The following is a 17,442-nucleotide window of genomic DNA, read 5'->3' on the forward strand; positions in this document are numbered from 1 at the left end:
TCAAAATTTGGAATAGAGGAATCACCTATAATGGCCAAGATTAGCCGAATTGTTGGAAGAGAAATATTAGATTCACGCGGAAACCCTACAGTTGAAGCAGATGTGTATTTGGCGTGTGGTGCAATGGGACGTGCTGCAGCACCTTCAGGCGCATCAACTGGTTCACGCGAGGCACTCGAACTTCGCGATGGCGACAAAGCTCGTTACCTTGGTAAAGGCGTACTGAAAGCAGTCGGTGCAGTAAACGATAAAATCGCACCAGCACTACTTGGCCAAGAAGCCGCTGAACAGGCAAAATTAGATCAAATCATGATTGATTTAGATGGCACTGAAAATAAGGAAGTGTTGGGTGCAAATGCTATTCTTGCCGTGTCATTAGCGATTGCAAAAGCACAAGCAATTAGTGCAGGAAAACCATTATATGCGCATATCGCTGAGCTAAATGGCACAGCGGGTCAATTCTCAATGCCAGTGCCGATGATGAACATTATCAACGGTGGTGAACACGCTGATAACAACGTCGATATTCAAGAGTTCATGGTTCAACCAGTCGGTGCGTCTAGCTTCAGTGAAGCATTGCGTATGGGCGCCGAAATATTCCACGCGCTTAAAAAAGTATTATCAGCGAAGGGCTTGAACACAGCAGTTGGCGATGAAGGTGGTTTTGCACCAAACCTTAGTTCAAATGCAGAAGCACTAGCCGTAATTACTCAAGCTGTTGAAAACGCTGGCTACAAAATGAATGAAGATATTACGTTAGCGCTTGATTGTGCGGCATCTGAATTCTACAAAGAAGGCAAATATGTGCTTGGCGGAGAAGACAAGTCTTTTGACTCAGAAGGTTTCAGTAACTACTTAGCTGACTTGTCTGAGCAATATCCGATTGTATCGATTGAAGATGGCCTTGACGAAAGCGACTGGGACGGCTGGGCTTATTTAACTAGCAAGTTGGGTGATAAGATTCAGCTAGTCGGTGACGATTTATTCGTTACTAACACTAAAATCCTTAAACGCGGTATCGACAATGGTGTTGGTAACTCTATCCTCATTAAATTCAATCAAATCGGATCACTTACTGAAACATTGAATGCAATCAAAATGGCGAAAGATGCAGGTTTCACTGCTGTCATCTCTCACCGTAGCGGCGAGACTGAAGATGCAACAATTGCTGATTTAGCAGTGGGTACTGCTGCAGGACAAATCAAAACAGGCTCTTTATGTCGTTCTGACCGTGTCGCTAAGTACAACCAACTACTTCGCATCGAAAGTGAATTAGGCGCAGATGCGCCATATAAAGGTCGCTCTGAGATTAAAGGCCAGTAAGCACTTTTCACGAACGTTAGTTGCCACGTATAAAAAGCGAGAGTGCTATCACTCTCGCTTTTTTGTACATGGGTGTTTATCAACAGACTTTTAACAAATTTATAGATACCCTGTTGGGCTTAAGCCTTGCTAATGTTATGATTCTTGGGTTTTATAATCACGCTAGTATTTTTGCATTGACCTCAAACACCCAATCTCAAACTGATATCTTTCATTTATCAGCAAAATATCCTAATTTTGCTGAACTGAGTAATGCGCTATATGAAAGAGAAATCGAGAGAATTGCGAGTAGTAATATTTCAGACCCGTCACTGATTAAACGCAAATTGAAAGGGCTGACTTACCATATAAAAAACGCAACAACACATCTGTTGGAAGATTACGCACCAATGAATGTAGATGTTCACAATGGGACTTGGCAAGCTAAACAAGCTGGAAAGTGTCCTATTGCTACCCAGGATACGGACAGAACTATCCAGTGGTTTGGTCAAAACGCACGATATGGAGCAGTAGTAGCAGTATATATCGAACATCTAGGCGAAGAACATATTGAACTCGACAGTATCGACAGAATTGCCTCAGATCGCCTTCACTTAAATCAATTTGGTTGGTTTTCTAAAACCGGCGAATATTTTGATATCGTTCCCAAGCAGACGCGCTACCAACTATTAAAACCAACCAAAAATGTGTTAATTGCAGCTTGTGGGGGCCACCGCTGGACGCCAAAAGGTAAAGCTGTACCTAGAGCGCTTTCTTTAAGAGAATTACTCTTATCTACAGATATTGATTGGAAAACCTTTAAATAACCCCATCTCACTAAGTATCACTTTTTTAACGAGACGTTTCCTATTAAACAGTCTGTCACTACCTGGCTTTTTAGCTTTTTATCACTCTATAAAAAACAAGTCTTTATTGCTGTCGTGGCCCTCGCAATAAGTGCGTCTACGTGGTTGCTGCTCGGTCAAGGTATTCGACACATTGTCGATTCTGGCTTTTATGAAAATGACACCGAATTTTTAACACAGGCACTTATCGCAATATTAACAATTGTGATCGTTGGCAGTATTGCTACTTTCGTAAGGTTTTTCTATATGGTTTGGCTAGGAGAACGAGTATCAGCGGATATTCGAAAAACCCTATTCAATCATTTACTAACACTTACACCTCGCTTCTATGAAACCGAACGCACAGGCGAAATCATTTCTCGCTTCACTAGTGATACAACACTATTACAAACTGTTATTGGCACTAGTATATCTATGGCATTACGCTCAAGTGTAACGTTTATTGGAGCAATAATATTAATGGCAGTAACGAGCATACAGCTTACTGCATATGTTTTCTTAGCCATCCCTTTCATTCTAGTACCAGTAAAAGTTCTAGGAAAAAAAGTCAGAAAATACAGCAAAGAAAGCCAAGACAAAGTGGCCAATATCGGGAGTATTGTCGATGAGAGTTTGCATGAATTAAAAACCGTGCAGGCCTTTAACGCCCAGCATACGTTGTCGTCCCGTTTTGATGATATTACTGATGCTGTCATGAAAAGTGCTTCAAATCGAATCAAATACCGCGCTATGCTCATTTCTGGCGTGATGCTAATCAGTATGTCGGCAATTATTATTGTTGCATGGTTAGGCATGTTGGCAGTACTAAACTCGGCGCTTTCAGTGGGTCAACTGGTTGCTTTTATGTTTTACGCGGTGCTTGCTGGCGGCGCAATTGCCACCGTCAGCGAAGTAATAGGAGAGATCCAAAAAGCTGCCGGTGCTAGTGAGAGGATATTAGAACTGCTAAATACTTCGCCAGATATTCTTGTACAAACAAGTACAGATGTGGGCAACACCAAAGCGGCGCAAAAAAATAAAACCATCTTATCCATAAAAGATTTACAATTCTCATACACCGACACCCTTGTTATCAACGGTGTCACTTTTGATGTATATCCGGGGCAAAAAATAGCCTTAGTAGGTGAAAGTGGTGCAGGCAAAAGTACGATATTTGACCTACTACTTCGTTTTTACAATATCCAAAACGGTGAAATATTAGTTAATGGCTCGAATCATCAACATATGTCACTAGCATCGCTTCGGGAGAATTTTGCACTTGTTCCACAAGATCCAGTTATCTTTGCTGGCACGGTGGCAGAAAACATAGCATTTGGAAATCAAGGCTTGGTCGATGGTCTGCATAACGAAGATACAAGTGCATATACCAAGATAGAAGCGGCTGCTAGACTGGCTTATGCTCATGATTTTGTATCTGTACTGTCAGATGGCTACGACAGTGAATTAGGCGAACGTGGTGTCAAATTATCTGGTGGCCAAAAACAGCGCATCGCCATTGCTAGAGCAATTGCAGCTGACAGGCCGATTCTTCTTTTGGATGAAGCCACCAGCGCGTTAGACGCAAAGAGTGAACGAGAAATTAAGCAGGGCCTAGACTCCTTAATGAAAGACAAAACAACACTTATCATTGCTCATCGCTTATCCACCGTAGTCAATGCGGACTTAATACTTGTGTTGGATAATGGAAGATTAACTGCCAAAGGCTCTCATGCAGAATTGTATGCTTCAGATGCGAGCTACAAGGAATTCGTTGATTTGCAGCTTTTGTAACATTCTGAAACACAATTCAGCACTAATATTATCTTTTCGGGATATCCACCGTAGTAACATATCGATGCAAAAACGATAGTGATATTGAAATACAATAAATATTCACAACTGATAATAATGTTAAATATAAAAAAAATAATATCTGACGAGGGAAAATGATGAAATTCAAACTGAGTAAAGTAATGCTTGCTGCGTCTTTTCTTAGCCTACAAACCACTGCATGGGCCGAAGACAAAAAGGAAGATAGTAAAAAAGATGAGGATAAGCCTAGCCTAAGCGAGACCTTAGAAAAACAGACCGCATACGAAGGCTTTCTAGATATATACAGAGACAAAAAAGACGGCTCAGGATTGGTCGTCATCGATGAAAGTGATTTGAACAAACCCTTCCTGCATATCGTATCGACTGCAGATGGCGTTGTGCCTGCTGGCACATTTAGAGGACACTATCGAGACACCAGTTTGGTTGAATTTAGACGTTACTTCAATCGTATAGAGGTAGTCTCAAAAACGCCTCGTTTTTACTTTGATGATAACAATGCCATCAGCAAGGCATCTGAGGCTAATACAAGCGAATCGGTCTTAGTGTCTGCTGAAATTAAACACGAAGAAGACGGAAAACTCGCATTTTCTTTACAATCTTTAGTCAAAAATGAAGATTTACATCGCGTCGCCCCCATGCCCTTTGATGACCCTAAAGCAGATAAGAAGCGCTTTAAGCTCGGTAAATTCTCTAAAGACAAATCGAAAATAACAGATGTTTCAAATTTTCCACAAAATACACATGTTGTTGTAGATTATGTATACGAAAATGCGACGCCTAGTGTGTATGGTGGCGAAGAAATAGCAGATCAGCGTTACACCACTTTGAGTATTCAACATGCTTTTGTAAAATCACCTGAAAATGATTTTTCTCCACGACGCGATGACCCACGCGTGGGGTATTTCGCACAACAATTCGATGATTTAACCAGCGCTGAGACTGCAAACTATAGAGATGTAATCAATCGCTGGCATTTAGTGAAAAAAGATCCAGATGCCGCAGTATCGGATCCCATTGAACCGATTGTTTGGTGGATTGAAAATACCACGCCAGTTGAGTGGCGAGATACGATAAAAAATGCCGCGCTTGCTTGGAACCAATCCTTTGAAAAAGCAGGTATTAGCAATGCCATTGAAGTAAAAGTTCAACCTGATGATGCTGATTGGTCAGCGGATGATATTCGCTACAATGTTTTGCGCTGGACGTCCTCTCCTCAACCGCCCTTCGGTGGTTATGGGCCAAGCGTTGCACATCCAGAAACTGGGCAAATAATTGCTGCTGACATCATGCTTGAGTATAGTTTTATGACAGGCCGTTGGTTAGCGAGTGAGATGTTTACAGATGGCGCATCTTCATTGACCGAATCACTTCCCACACATGCCGCAGACAACAACCACGGTGCACATTGTTCTTTAGGCCATAGTTTGCAAATGGGGCAAGCTTTTGCAAACTATGCTGGCTTAACGCAAGGCATGGGAGATATTGAAAAAGATCGTCTCTTACGTCAGTCAATGCATTACCTCATACTACATGAAATTGGCCATACACTAGGCTTAAATCACAATATGATGGCAACTCAACTTCACAGCCCTAAAGAGGCGCATGATATTGAAGTAACACAAGGTATCTTAGCAGGCTCGGTCATGGATTACCCATCAGTTAACTACGCACCGGTAGGCGTGACGCAGGGAGATTTTTATACAGAAAAACCGGGACCATATGATGATTGGGTCATTAATTACGGCTATTCAACTGCACTTAGCAACGCCGAAGCAGAAGAAGCACGCTTAAACAAGATTTTGGCTCGTTCTACTGAACCGCAATTAGCTTTTGGTAATGACGCGGATGATATGAGAGCACCCGGACGCCACGTCGACCCGCGTATTAACATTTTCGATATGTCCAGCGATGCTATTGCCTATGCAGATGAGCGTATAACTCTTATAGAGGACGTGGCAACAAAACTAAAAGATAAACTCTTGGTAGATGGGCGTACGCACAATGATTTAGTTGTTGGCGCAAACATCTTGTTTAACGAGTTATCTAGACAAGCATCCGTCGTTAGTCGTTACATTGGCGGCGTCTATCTAAATAGAGCATTTGTTGGACAAGAGGGTTATACACAACCACTAACGCCAGTACCCGTCGATGACCAGAAGCGTGCAATGAAGCTAATAAATGAAGAATTATTCGCGCCTGACGCCTTAGTAGAGATGGAAAATATTTATGCCTTTTTACAGCGCCAACGCAGAGGCTTCGACGGCTGGGGACGTGATGAATCACCCAAAATTCACGCCATGTTGCTCGGAGCGCAAAAACGCGCATTAGACCATATTCTTCATCCAAACGTCACCATGCGGATCACTGATACAGGGTTATACGGGAACGAGTATTCTGTCGACCTTATGATGCAAGATCTAACAAATGGTATTTTCCAGAAAGATGCCAAGTCAGCCATTAATACTTACCGCAAAAACCTACAGGTAGAATACGTCAATCGTTTGGTAAACATCTCTGGACTAGAAAAACCAAGCAGCCACGACTATATAACCCAAGGGACTGCCGTAAATGAGTTACGTCGCATTGAAGATATGATGGATAATCGTCGAGGAGACAATGCTAGTAAAATACACAAGGCATTTATTCGTGATCTCATTAACCGCGCTTTTCACAAGAGTAAGAGTTAGTTGAATGCTTAAAGCCTAAATCTTGAATGAAAAGGCACTTTCGCCTTTTCATTCATTTTTGATTAGTTTGTTTTTTGATTTTCTTCAGTAGGCGTAAAAAAATGCTTTCCTGCAACGCTCTCAACAATCCATCGACCAAATTTAACCGTCAAATGATACGTTAAAATATGTATCGGCATCTTTAGCAAATGCCCGCGTATTAATGCACAAAACTGTTGTATCGGCGTAATCGACCCGTCCAATAAAGCATGTTGGGGGAAAAGTACTTTGCTAAAGATGTATTTTTCTATTGATGTCGGACCGTGTGTATCTATTAGTTCGTCTATATCATCCATATTTTCGAAAAGTGACTTGTCTAACGATCTCAGAAAATACAAAGCTAAATATACCTCTTTTGCAAAGTTAATCTCTGAAGCGATAGCAATCACCTCTCTAACAAATTTTTCACACGTATTCTCAAGCAAATTTTGCTTCATAAAAATATGTAAATCGGTTAAGTCTCGAAACCCTGAAGAAAACTCTTCATTTCTAAATAAATGAATAGCTGAATGCACAAATTGTGCAGGTTGCGATAACACCCAAATATCATCACCTAACAATACCCTATGATTAATCAGAAGCTGGATATTAGGAGCCGCCCCAGAAATGAGTGGTACGATATTATGATGAATATCAATAATAGTACCTCTTGTACCATGACACATCGGTGGAATCTCATGCGCCCATTGACGATAGTATTTATCATCATAGTTATTTATTTCTTGCGCAATCCATCCTTTAATAGCCAAGACCTGTTCGCACTCATTGATTGAACGCTTGTCCACCAAGATATCTATATCGCTGTAGTACCTGCCTTCAGCCACTTTATTCGATGCCAACGAATCAGCTAAAGAATATGCAGCCCCTTTCAAAAATATTAAATACGCAGATGCGCTAGATAACTGACTAACTAAAAGTTTGGCCTCTTCCCACACTTGTAACTTCTGTTTACTCGCCATGAGATAAGCATTCTTAAAATGACGCTGCGCCTTCACATGTAAATCAGGCAATAAATTTAAGCTTATAAGGTTTGCCGCCACTCTAGCCAACATCTTTTGTTGCCTAAGTACAATAATTAATGTGCTAAGCTGATTAGGTTCAAGCGCAGTGATTTTTTCTGGGTGCAAATAACAATCAATGACCTGTTCTACGTCAAGCTCAATCAATCTATTACATCCTCACTCAAAAACGCTTCTACATCTTTTAGATCATTATAGAAGATTTCAAAAGAACGTACCTGTTCAATTATGCGTGTAATTGTCGAAAATGCCGGCTCACCAATTGCAGTAAAATTAAACGCATTGTCAACTAGTTGCATATAACTTTCGGCCATGTTTAGTTGATAAATTTCAAGTGACTTCGTTGTGTCATAATTTGGAAAAACGACCCCCACTATTTCTGCCGTTTGCTGTTTTCCTAACATTGCTGATTTGTTTGGTGCCATGTGAATCACATCCCCCTTGTGGGTATCTTTAGCTATGGATGAAAATACACTATCTGGAAACCATTGTTTAGCAAGCGGAATACTCGCGTTTTTTAAACAAATAGGGCGTACAAAAGGCGTCACCGTTTTTGAATTCGGCGTGATTAAAGCCATTTCATCAGACATTAAGCGCCACCCATTATTTGCCAAAAATGCAGTTAACGTACTTTTCCCAGACCCCGGTGGCGCAGGGAAAAGAATGGCCTTTCCGTCTTTTTCAAGTACTGCGCTGTGAATAATAACATATGAAAATTCATGTGCCGCAACCGTCCAATTCATACCCCACTCAAGCATTGCATATGCTTGTGAATGGGTTAAGGGCTTAAAGGGTTCTTTTTCATCACATAGAAAACGAGCCTGAGGCTTAAAAATCTTCCTTAAACCCCCACCGTCATTTATAGACAAAGTAAAATCTATAAATTCATCGCCAGCGAGCTGTTCGCTACACGCTTCGCCATACATGGCACAAGCATTTTCAAAAACAAATTTTATATTGTTTTTTACTTTAAAAACAAACGGCGGAAGGGATAGTACAAAATCGTAAGTCAATGCTTTAGTCTTCAATTAACTGCTGAGATAGTAGTTGAGATAATACATCACTTTCTTCATCAGTTAAGGATTTATGCCCTCCAAGAATATCATTCAAATCATCAATATTTACATTAATCGATGAGATGACATTGGTTGTCGGGTCGTAAAATGCCGTCCCAGAACCATCTGAAAAAGGGTGCCGTAGCACCCTTTGTTTAATTCTATATTGCGTTGGCATTACAAGCTACCGCTTTATCGTAAACGCGCTGCCAGTGCCACTGGATCTTTATGTAGTTCTTGAAGCTCTGTACCCATTACTGAGGGATTTGCTATCGCCATCGCATAAAGCTTTTGACCAAACATTTGCTGAGTTTTGAATGCTCTTTTGGGGCCAACAACTGGAAAATGCACACTGAAGGTAGCGCTGTCACTATACATCGCGGATAAGTAAGCAGAGATCATTAAACGGTTGACATTCTTTGGCCCACCATAAACTCCTGATTTAGATGCTTCACCAATTAACACTTGTTTAACGGTTAAATTACCATCGAATTTTTTCGTCGCACTTTTGAAAGGCTTACCGCCAAAAACAGTACTAAATTTACTATTAAGCGTACTCTTATCAACAAAACTTATGTTTTTTACCCAATAACTGGGCCATTTAACAACCAGTCTTTTGCCGCCAGCCATATCTGATCCATGACCAGAGGCAACCATTGAGCCAGTTACGCCAGTGGCCCAAACAGACTTAGCAGGAAGACTTGCTAATGCGACACCTGTTGCAGAGCGCGTTAAAAACTTACGTCGACTGCTATCGCTTGATAGCTTTTGTTGATTTTGTTTGTTCATATTATTACCTATGTTCAATCCTGTGAGACCTGTCCATATTGCGACAGCACGACTCCATCGGAAAAATGACACAACTATATTACTTTATAGCAAAAAACATTCCAAAATGTTAAATGTCGTAGAGTCAATAACTTAGCGCCAGCACGCTAAAAAAAGTAAAAAAATTGGCAAATATCCTGACACTATTTTAGTATACCTCATGCTATCACTGTAAGCTAACCTTGTGTGTTTTAGCCAATGCGTACACGTGTTTTATTGGAATTGCATAAGTAATCCCGCTCGGTTTTTGTATTGCTGACTCTTTACCGGCACTCACAAACACTTTATTTATCACAGCAATAGCATTACCTGAAACCCTGTCAAATACTGGGCTTCCGCTATTTCCGGGATAAGCTGTCGCGTCCAACTGGTAAATTAAAAACGGATTTTTCAGGCGTGATAGCATATCAATCGTTAGTTGATTAGCATTCTTTGACGGATTAATGTCTGGCGCTATCGCAGAAATAATTCCTCGATGTGTTGCAGGGTACAATCCCAACACTGCACCAATCGGAAAGCCGGTAAAGAATATACTTGACCCCGCATCGATGAAGGCTTCACTCCCAAGACGCAGTGGTGTCAGCTTGTTTTTCATTTTTAACAATGCCAAATCATGCACCGGGTCAACTCCGATGACTTCAAGCACTTCTGTTCTTACAAGGGTGCCTTTTCCTTCTAGCGCGACATAATTTTGAACAACCTTAGTATCTAACTCTTTTGAGACTACGTGATAATTAGTCACAACATAGCTGCCATCACCGATGACAAACCCCGTTCCCAATAATTGAGACTTACGAGATTCAATTGGAGTCAATAAACCAATGCCGACGACGGATTTTTCGACTTTCTTGACCTGTTCAACTAGCGAAGGAACGTCATTGTGGGCAGCAGCAATACTTGAAATACTTGCTAGCATTAATACGATGATTAGTTGCAAATAACTGGCTAATTTGCACGACGGTAGAAACATGCCTTTTCCATAAAATAAATAAAACGCTTTAAATAGCATATCAAGATAACTATAGAATTTATGTAATTGAATTTTATTTTCCATTAAAAAACATCCTTATTAACGCTATTCTTTTTACGATTAACGCGTGAAACGCATAGCTAAGAATAAACACAACAACCATGCAACAAACAAACAAAGCGAATGGGTTAACATTTGAGCTCGCACGAGCAAAATAATAATTAGCAACTAATACAAATGCCACGACTAAACAGTGATGGATCAGATAAATAGAATACGACGCATCTGCGAGTTTTGTTAACCAAACATTATGTTTTGCCAATATGTGCATACTGCCCCCCCAAAGACACAAACATAGGCATAGAACATTGAATAGATCGATATAAGCCAACGCTAGCGTAATAATGAATCCCTCAGGCATCATATTCATGTAATGTTTCATAACAAACGACAGAACATATAGAAAACCCCACAGCGGTAAAGATCGCTGGAGTAGATCTAGCCATGCAGTTTGCCTTTGGAGTAGTAGACCGAAGACAAAAAAACAAAAGTAAAAATACAGATAATAAGGCATTCCGACAACTGGTATATTCTGGTAAATGGGAACACCTATTTGACCAAGAACCAATATTGGAAAAACAAAGAATGGAAAACTTGCAATGATTACGAAGAAACACTTTTTAGAAGAGAAAGCCTTAACTTTCAACGTATCGTGGCTAAACATAGGGACACAGATAAACAACAAAAAAGAATAGACAATCAAATTAACCAGAAACCATAGGTGCGAAATGGCCTGCTGCTGGTAAAGCGCAACGAAGGCGCTTTGTTCGTATATGGATAAAATCCAGCTTTGAAAAGCATTAAACGTTAACATACAGACCAATAGCGGTAAGGCAATCCTCAACAATCGCTGTTGTATAAACATTTTACCGCCCACTTTACCAATCACAAGCATGGCAAAATAACCGGCAACCATAAAAAAAAGCGGCATTCGAAAACTATGAATACCAGCATTTATGCCATTTAAAAATGTCGACGTTTGAAAGTCTGATGGATAATTAATCAACCAACCACTATTGGAAGAAAAACCTGCAGCAGCATGCAAAACAATCCCCATTACCATCAAGATGCCGCGCAAATTATCTAAATAGCACTCCCTAGTATTTCGTTTGTGACGCGGGTGTTTGGCATACGTATTTTTTGATGACGCATGAGCTCCTCCGGTACTGCTTGATATAGTACTGGTTGATAAGGAATTCGCACCTGTTGCAGGGCTCATTGCTGTTTCGCTTGGTATTTTACGTGGCAAAATTCATTTATCCAGTTGTTCAATACGCCATACCCCGGAGAGTTAAGGTGGATGCCATCAGACAAAAAATACGTGCTTGCTTTCAATGAAGCTAACGGTATGAGGTGAAGATTCGTATATTTATGCTGAATTTTTTCGAGCTCTACATTAAATTGTTCGAATTGATGATGATATATTGGCCGCTGCGGTGAATTTTTTATCGTTAAAAGTGCAATAGACACTTTTTCAGCCGTAACATCACTTTTCGCACTTTCAAGGTACGAAAGCACATATTCAAGCTCCTTTAAAGCATCTACATATGAAAGGCCATGGGCAATATCGTTTTCTCCAACATATAGAACCAAAGATTTTACTTTATCCAAGGGTAGTGTTTTTAAGTAACGCAATACATCCGACGTATGTCCATTCTCAAATCCCCGAATACGCAATGGTTCACAATGCCCCAATGCACTTTGAGTCAAGCGGGCTATCGTCGAACTCCCGACAAAAATTGTCGCACCAGCGTCTAATGACAAATAGTCTTCCCAATAGTATTGAATCAATAATTTGGTATTGCGTTCTAGATTCAAGATTGCAACACTAACGACGATAAGTAACAGAGCCGCTGCAGAAATGAATATTCTAATCATATTAAGTGATTGATAATTATTGCTTTGTAATGCTTTACCAAAGGTAAGCTATTCAAGACTTGTTGCATATGTTAACACTTTACCTAAAAACAATAAGAAGCACTTTTTGAAAAAAAACGACGACGTAAGTATTTCACTAATTCAACAGTATTCTTTAGAAGAAGCGAAATTACACTTAACACTTGTACAAGAAAATGTGATGTCGGACAATATATTTCTATCCTCACATTGGCTTTATTCGTGGCTAGAGAGTCTGTCCTCGTTGCCTCAAATGTGCCTTTTTAACATCGACAATAAATTAATTGGTATTGCATTTTTAGGTAAACAGCATTGTCCCTATGGCGACATTTACTATCTAAACCAAACCGGTCGTCAGGCTGATGATCAAGTTTGGATTGAACACAATGACGTCTTCTGCATGCATGAAAAATTAGTAGCATGTCGTGAAGCATTGCTTGAGTACTTAAGTCGACAACCCAAATTTCATAAGCTCATCGTTTCTCTTTGTAAAGATGAAAACTGGCGCCATAAGAAGATATTTTTGTGGGAAACAGACATGCACCCCACGCAATATGTTGATATCGCGGCCCTTAGAAAACAAGCGAAAACCCACCTTGAATCTACGTCAAAAAATTCGAGATCATCTATAAAACGAAGTCAGAAATACATCGAAAGCAAATATGGACCAATTTCGATGCACAAAATAACTGATAGCCTTGACGCACTTATACCGTCTGAAATTGCACCGCTGCATATTGAACAATGGGGAGAGACAGAATATGGCAGTGGTTTTGCCAATCCAAGGTTTGTAAATTTCCATAAAATATTTTGCAGTCAAGCGCCCGCACACATAAATATTGAAGTGTTAAAATTTTCTGCGGGCGAATTTGTACTAGGTTATTTGTATTTCATAAATAAAGGAAATAGTGCCAACTTCTACCTATCTGCTATTAATTATTCAGATAAAAATAATAAATACAAACCCGGTTTGGTGATGCATACAATGGCCATTTCTGACTATGCAGCAAAACAATATGATGCGTATGATTTCTTAGCAGGTGAAGCCCGCTATAAAGAATCATTGAGTAATGGCCGATATAATATGTATACTCTGCACCTCGCAAATAAACGCCCTCTTCAGCGGATTCTGTTTAATATTAAGGTGTTAAAACAGAAGCTTGGTAATATCAAAGGATAGAAATTGAAACAGGCTCATCTTAAATCAATATCGCCAATACACGTTCTATCCATTGAAGGAAAACAGAAAAGAAACGAGCACTTTACGCTCAGTGTACCGTTTGCACCAGGTGAATTACTATCGCATGAAGATGTAAAATTTTTCGACAATCATGATAAAGAAGTTTTAGCATACGCCACACCTTTATCGTATTGGCAAGACAAAAGCGTGAGATGGCTAAATGTTAAGGGATATCTCCCCTTGTCATGCGCTAACGACAGCGCACAAAATAAAATTTACCTCAAAAAGTCGACTTATCAGCACGTAAAAATAAAAGAAGAATGCGTGCAAAACACTACTGATACCATGCATATCAAGGTTATTGAAAACAAGCTTTCTTTAAGTAAAACGAAGTTTTTAGACCTAATTATCACGCCTTTGAATGTTAAATTGGCATTTGCGGTTAAGGGTAAGTCAACAATCACGCAGACTAAAATCCAACACACGTTTGAAACGGAATATACAACAGATAATACTCCCTACGGTTGTCTTATTAAGCAAAGCGCAGCGCTGTTAACGGAGGGAGAGCGTGTTGGAAGTCTCAATGCTAGAATCGCCGTGAATTTTGCCTCGGCGTCTATTGATATCCAAGTAGATGTGCATAACTGCCAAGCGCAAGTGCCAGAACAAGGTAAGTGGGACTTAGGGAACCCTAATAGCCTATCTCTTAAATCCATGGGTTTTGAGCTCACTACGCCCCAAGATTATCAACGTTCTATTTATATCAGCAATGATGCAATACTAGACGAAAAAAATAACGACGCAAGTAACACCAATAAGTGTTTATATAATCAAGCATCATACAACGATACCAATATTACGCTAGTCCAGCATAGTAGTGGTGGGAAGCACTGGAACAGTCCCAATCACAAGGGAGCCGACAATAAAGTAACACTGTCTCATAAAGGCGCTAGCTTTTTTGATGGCGCTAGCAATAAAATTATCGAGCGAGCCAACCCAATATTGTTAACTGGCTCAGAAGAGCAAACGCTGAGCATTACGCCAAGACACTTTTGGCAGAAATTTCCCGCGTCAATTGAGTTAAATGCGCATTGTTGTTCGATTAATTATGTAGACATACAAACCCCTGATACGATAGAAATTCAGCCCGGAGAAACAAAGTCACACTCAATATCTTTGGCACTGCATGCAACTGGCGAGGCGACACCGTATTCAGATGTTGCAATACATGGTAAAGGTAATAAGAATGATAAAGAATTCCAGGTATTCATACCGCCCTCAAGAATCGACGTGGCAAAAACACTTCCGTGGTTTTCAAATGCAGCGAAACACGAAAAACTACATAGCATTGTTGAATTAGGCTTAAGTAGCGAATCAAACTTCTATGAAAAACGAGAGGCGCTCGATGAATTTGGCTGGCGTCATTTTGGTGATATTTACGCTGACCATGAAGCAGACACATATGATGGCGACCTACCTTTCGTATCACACTATAACAATCAATATGACCCGTTATATGGTTTGCTAAAACAATGGTTATTAGACGGCAACAGGAAATGGCGTGAATTGGCCGACGACTTATTTGACCATTTGATTAATATTGATATCTATCGCACAGAACACGACAAGCCCGAATATAACAACGGTTTATTTTGGCATACAGACCATTACGTACAAGCTGAAACGGCTACTCATAGGACTTATTCTCGCCATCAAGCAAGTGATGTGTATATGGATCACGCTGGCGGCGGAGGCCCAGGCGCACATCATTGCTATTCTAGCGGTATTGCGCTCTATTACTTTTTAACCGGAGACGAGAGAGCAGCAAGTACGGTCTTAGGTATGGCAAATTGGATGAAACATATCTATGAAGGCGACGGCACGCTATTGGGCAAATTTTTACAACTCAAAAACGCTAATCATTTAACAATACCTTTTGGTGCAAAGTTGTTGCTTGGCGCTGGAACCGGCATCGTCAGAAATCCTATCACCAATAATTACCCGCTGGACAGAGGCACTGGCAATTACGTCAACGTACTTTTGGATGCCTTTGAATTAACCCAAGAACCAAGTTACTTAGATGACATAGAGCGCGTTATCCTCAATACGATCAAAGAAGATGACAATTTTAAAGACAGGCACTTCGAAGATATTGAAAACACATGGTTTTACACCGTATTCTTGCAGGCCACTGCAAAATATTTGTACTTCGTTTCGACATTTAACTTAACCCGCGCAGCTTGCAAACCAATTTTAAGTGCCTTAGTGCATTACGTCGATTACATTGCGCAACATGAACAGCCGGCGCTAAAAAGTGCTGAAGTATTGGAATACCCAAATGATACGTGGACAGGGCAGGATATTCGCAAAGTCCAACTATTGTGCATAGGCAGCTTACTAGTAAACGAGCCACAAAAAACCATTTACCTTAACAAAGCAGCTGAACTAAACGACTGGATTAGCCAAAAACTATTCACAAGCAATGAACGTTTCTACACACGTATTTTGGCTTTAACGATGCAAAATTACGGAAGCATTGAACTCGTCAATGACAAGCAGTACAAACTACCATTAGATTTATCAGATACAAAATTTGACAAGCATGTATGCCCCTCCACAACAGCTCGTATTCGCGCGTTTATTAATACCTATTCGTTCAAAAAGGAACGGCGACTATTACTAACAAGAATTCCGAAATTGCAAAAGATACTGGGTAAACCATGAGTAATTCGGACGAGCTTCAGGCAAATGCTAATATAGACATCAGCTTTATCATCCCTCATATGGGACGAGAAGAAATGCTGATAGATACGCTGTCGTCCATAAGCGCTCAGCAGTTTGATTTATCTTGTATTGAGATCTGGATCGTAACTAAAAATAAGCAACTACAAGATGAAACATTTAACGCAGCTGACACCGTTCAATTGAACGTTATTTATGCGGATACAAACATTACGATATCGCATCAACGAAACATTGGTGCTAAACACGCTAAAGGTGAATTTTTAGCCTTTTTAGATGCAGATATTGGACTCGCCGATAATTGGATTCAAGCGATGCTTGAAAAACTCAGTTCTGACAAAAACATCAAGTTAGTTAGCGCTATTCAAAAAAATAGTGAAAATGCTCCGCCATTAGAACGACTGCGGACGGCACTCAGCAATGCAGACGTTGATTGTAAGGTCGAGTTTTTACCCGGGCGAAACTTATTACTACATAAAACAACTTTTGCGGCCGTCGGCGGATTCCCAGAACACCTGGAAACATGCGAAGACTATGTTTTTACACAAGCAGTCTCTGAAATCGGTCAGCTATTTTACTCAGCAGATAGCCACTATGTGCATATTGGTGAAGATAAAGCATTTTCTCAAATGGCCGAAAAAGAAGTATGGCGAGGCTTATCAAACATTGCGTCTGTAAAAGGTAGAACCGTACCATTGTCGGAGTGGCCAAGCTTTTTTGCGCCTCCGCTGTTTACTTTCGGCATTATATTCTTGTGCTTATTAAGTATAGGCGGCTGGTTCATATTCGCCGCTATTGCTGCTATAGGCGCATTTAGTATTCTTGCTTTATATAGCGTAAGGTTGTCGCGAATCGCAAAAGGTGACCCAACATTCGCAACTATTTTGAAATTTTACAGTATATATTTCCCAGCGAGAACATGGGGAACAATTAAAGGACTATTTCAGCGTTAGTGCCTGATCATGATTAGGCAAATGTTGTAAAAC

General features: G+C 40.3%; 14 protein-coding genes. 7 read left to right on the forward strand and 7 right to left on the reverse strand.

Going from position 1 to position 17,442, the window contains the following annotated elements; all coding sequences use genetic code 11:
- Positions 1–30 precede the first annotated feature (30 nt).
- The 4 genes from eno (at position 31) to QQK00_RS09250 (ending at position 6,667) form a co-directional block, all read left to right on the forward strand.
- Positions 31–1,323 carry a phosphopyruvate hydratase gene (gene eno / locus QQK00_RS09235; RefSeq protein ID WP_284217187.1) on the forward strand — a complete coding sequence of 431 codons (1,293 nt, stop codon included), beginning with the start codon at positions 31–33 and terminating at the stop codon, positions 1,321–1,323.
- Between the two features lie 20 nt (positions 1,324–1,343).
- Positions 1,344–2,129, forward strand: coding sequence for a hypothetical protein (locus tag QQK00_RS09240; RefSeq protein ID WP_284217188.1), 786 nt, complete (start codon positions 1,344–1,346; stop codon positions 2,127–2,129).
- Between the two features lie 42 nt (positions 2,130–2,171).
- Positions 2,172–3,938, forward strand: a complete 1,767-nt coding sequence (locus QQK00_RS09245; protein WP_284217588.1) for an ABC transporter transmembrane domain-containing protein — start codon at positions 2,172–2,174, stop codon at positions 3,936–3,938.
- 158 nt (positions 3,939–4,096) lie between these two features.
- Complete coding sequence (locus QQK00_RS09250; protein ID WP_284217189.1) at positions 4,097–6,667, forward strand: zinc-dependent metalloprotease; 2,571 nt, start codon at positions 4,097–4,099, stop codon at positions 6,665–6,667.
- A 62-nt stretch (positions 6,668–6,729) separates the two neighbouring features.
- On the opposite strand, the gene QQK00_RS09255 is transcribed toward QQK00_RS09250, so the two are convergent.
- The 7 genes from QQK00_RS09255 to QQK00_RS09285 form a co-directional block, all read right to left on the reverse strand.
- Complete coding sequence (locus tag QQK00_RS09255; protein ID WP_284217190.1) at positions 6,730–7,872, reverse strand: nucleotidyltransferase family protein; 1,143 nt, start codon at positions 7,870–7,872, stop codon at positions 6,730–6,732.
- Complete coding sequence (locus tag QQK00_RS09260) at positions 7,869–8,753, reverse strand: HprK-related kinase A (protein WP_284217191.1); 885 nt, start codon at positions 8,751–8,753, stop codon at positions 7,869–7,871. Before QQK00_RS09260 ends, QQK00_RS09255 begins: the two co-directional genes overlap by 4 nt.
- Entirely contained in the window at positions 8,743–8,958 is a 216-nt protein-coding gene (locus QQK00_RS09265) for a hypothetical protein (protein WP_284217192.1), read from the reverse strand. The genes QQK00_RS09260 and QQK00_RS09265 overlap by 11 nt, the downstream gene beginning before the upstream one ends.
- Positions 8,959–8,972: 14 nt before the next feature.
- The gene (locus QQK00_RS09270; protein ID WP_284217193.1) at positions 8,973–9,569 is read right to left on the reverse strand and encodes a hypothetical protein; all 597 of its coding nucleotides are present in this window, start codon (positions 9,567–9,569) and stop codon (positions 8,973–8,975) included.
- A gap of 205 nt (positions 9,570–9,774) precedes the next feature.
- Positions 9,775–10,662, reverse strand: coding sequence for a S1 family peptidase (locus QQK00_RS09275; protein WP_284217194.1), 888 nt, complete (start codon positions 10,660–10,662; stop codon positions 9,775–9,777).
- Entirely contained in the window at positions 10,652–11,887 is a 1,236-nt protein-coding gene (locus tag QQK00_RS09280) for an acyltransferase family protein (RefSeq protein ID WP_284217195.1), read from the reverse strand. The genes QQK00_RS09275 and QQK00_RS09280 overlap by 11 nt, the downstream gene beginning before the upstream one ends.
- A complete protein-coding gene (locus tag QQK00_RS09285; protein ID WP_284217196.1) occupies positions 11,854–12,516 on the reverse strand; it encodes an SGNH/GDSL hydrolase family protein in 663 nt (220 codons plus the stop codon). Before QQK00_RS09285 ends, QQK00_RS09280 begins: the two co-directional genes overlap by 34 nt.
- 106 nt (positions 12,517–12,622) lie before the next feature.
- Between QQK00_RS09285 and QQK00_RS09290 the strand changes: the two genes are divergently transcribed.
- From QQK00_RS09290 to QQK00_RS09300, 3 genes are read left to right on the forward strand one after another with little or no spacing between them, the layout of a single operon-like run.
- Positions 12,623–13,714, forward strand: coding sequence for a GNAT family N-acetyltransferase (locus tag QQK00_RS09290; RefSeq protein ID WP_284217197.1), 1,092 nt, complete (start codon positions 12,623–12,625; stop codon positions 13,712–13,714).
- Positions 13,715–13,717: 3 nt separating this feature from the next.
- Entirely contained in the window at positions 13,718–16,438 is a 2,721-nt protein-coding gene (locus tag QQK00_RS09295) for a hypothetical protein (protein WP_284217198.1), read from the forward strand.
- Positions 16,435–17,409 (forward strand): glycosyltransferase family 2 protein, encoded by a 975-nt coding sequence (locus QQK00_RS09300; protein WP_284217199.1) that lies wholly within the window; start codon positions 16,435–16,437, stop codon positions 17,407–17,409. Before QQK00_RS09295 ends, QQK00_RS09300 begins: the two co-directional genes overlap by 4 nt.
- Positions 17,410–17,442: the final 33 nt, after the last annotated feature.

The sequence above is a fragment of the Agaribacter marinus genome (genome assembly GCF_030160655.1).
Taxonomy (GTDB): Bacteria; Pseudomonadota; Gammaproteobacteria; order Enterobacterales; family Alteromonadaceae; genus Glaciecola; species Glaciecola marina.

What these genes read in the sequence shown, in the direction of transcription:
- QQK00_RS09265 (WP_284217192.1), bottom strand. Translation starts at nt 8,958, where the DNA reads ATGCCAACGCAATATAGAATTAAACAAAGGGTGCTACGGCACCCTTTT.
- QQK00_RS09275 (WP_284217194.1), bottom strand. Translation starts at nt 10,662, where the DNA reads ATGGAAAATAAAATTCAATTACATAAATTCTATAGTTATCTTGATATG.
- QQK00_RS09285 (WP_284217196.1), bottom strand. Translation starts at nt 12,516, where the DNA reads ATGATTAGAATATTCATTTCTGCAGCGGCTCTGTTACTTATCGTCGTT.
- QQK00_RS09270 (WP_284217193.1), bottom strand. Translation starts at nt 9,569, where the DNA reads ATGAACAAACAAAATCAACAAAAGCTATCAAGCGATAGCAGTCGACGT.
- QQK00_RS09300 (WP_284217199.1), top strand. Translation starts at nt 16,435, where the DNA reads ATGAGTAATTCGGACGAGCTTCAGGCAAATGCTAATATAGACATCAGC.
- eno (WP_284217187.1), top strand. Translation starts at nt 31, where the DNA reads ATGGCCAAGATTAGCCGAATTGTTGGAAGAGAAATATTAGATTCACGC.
- QQK00_RS09250 (WP_284217189.1), top strand. Translation starts at nt 4,097, where the DNA reads ATGAAATTCAAACTGAGTAAAGTAATGCTTGCTGCGTCTTTTCTTAGC.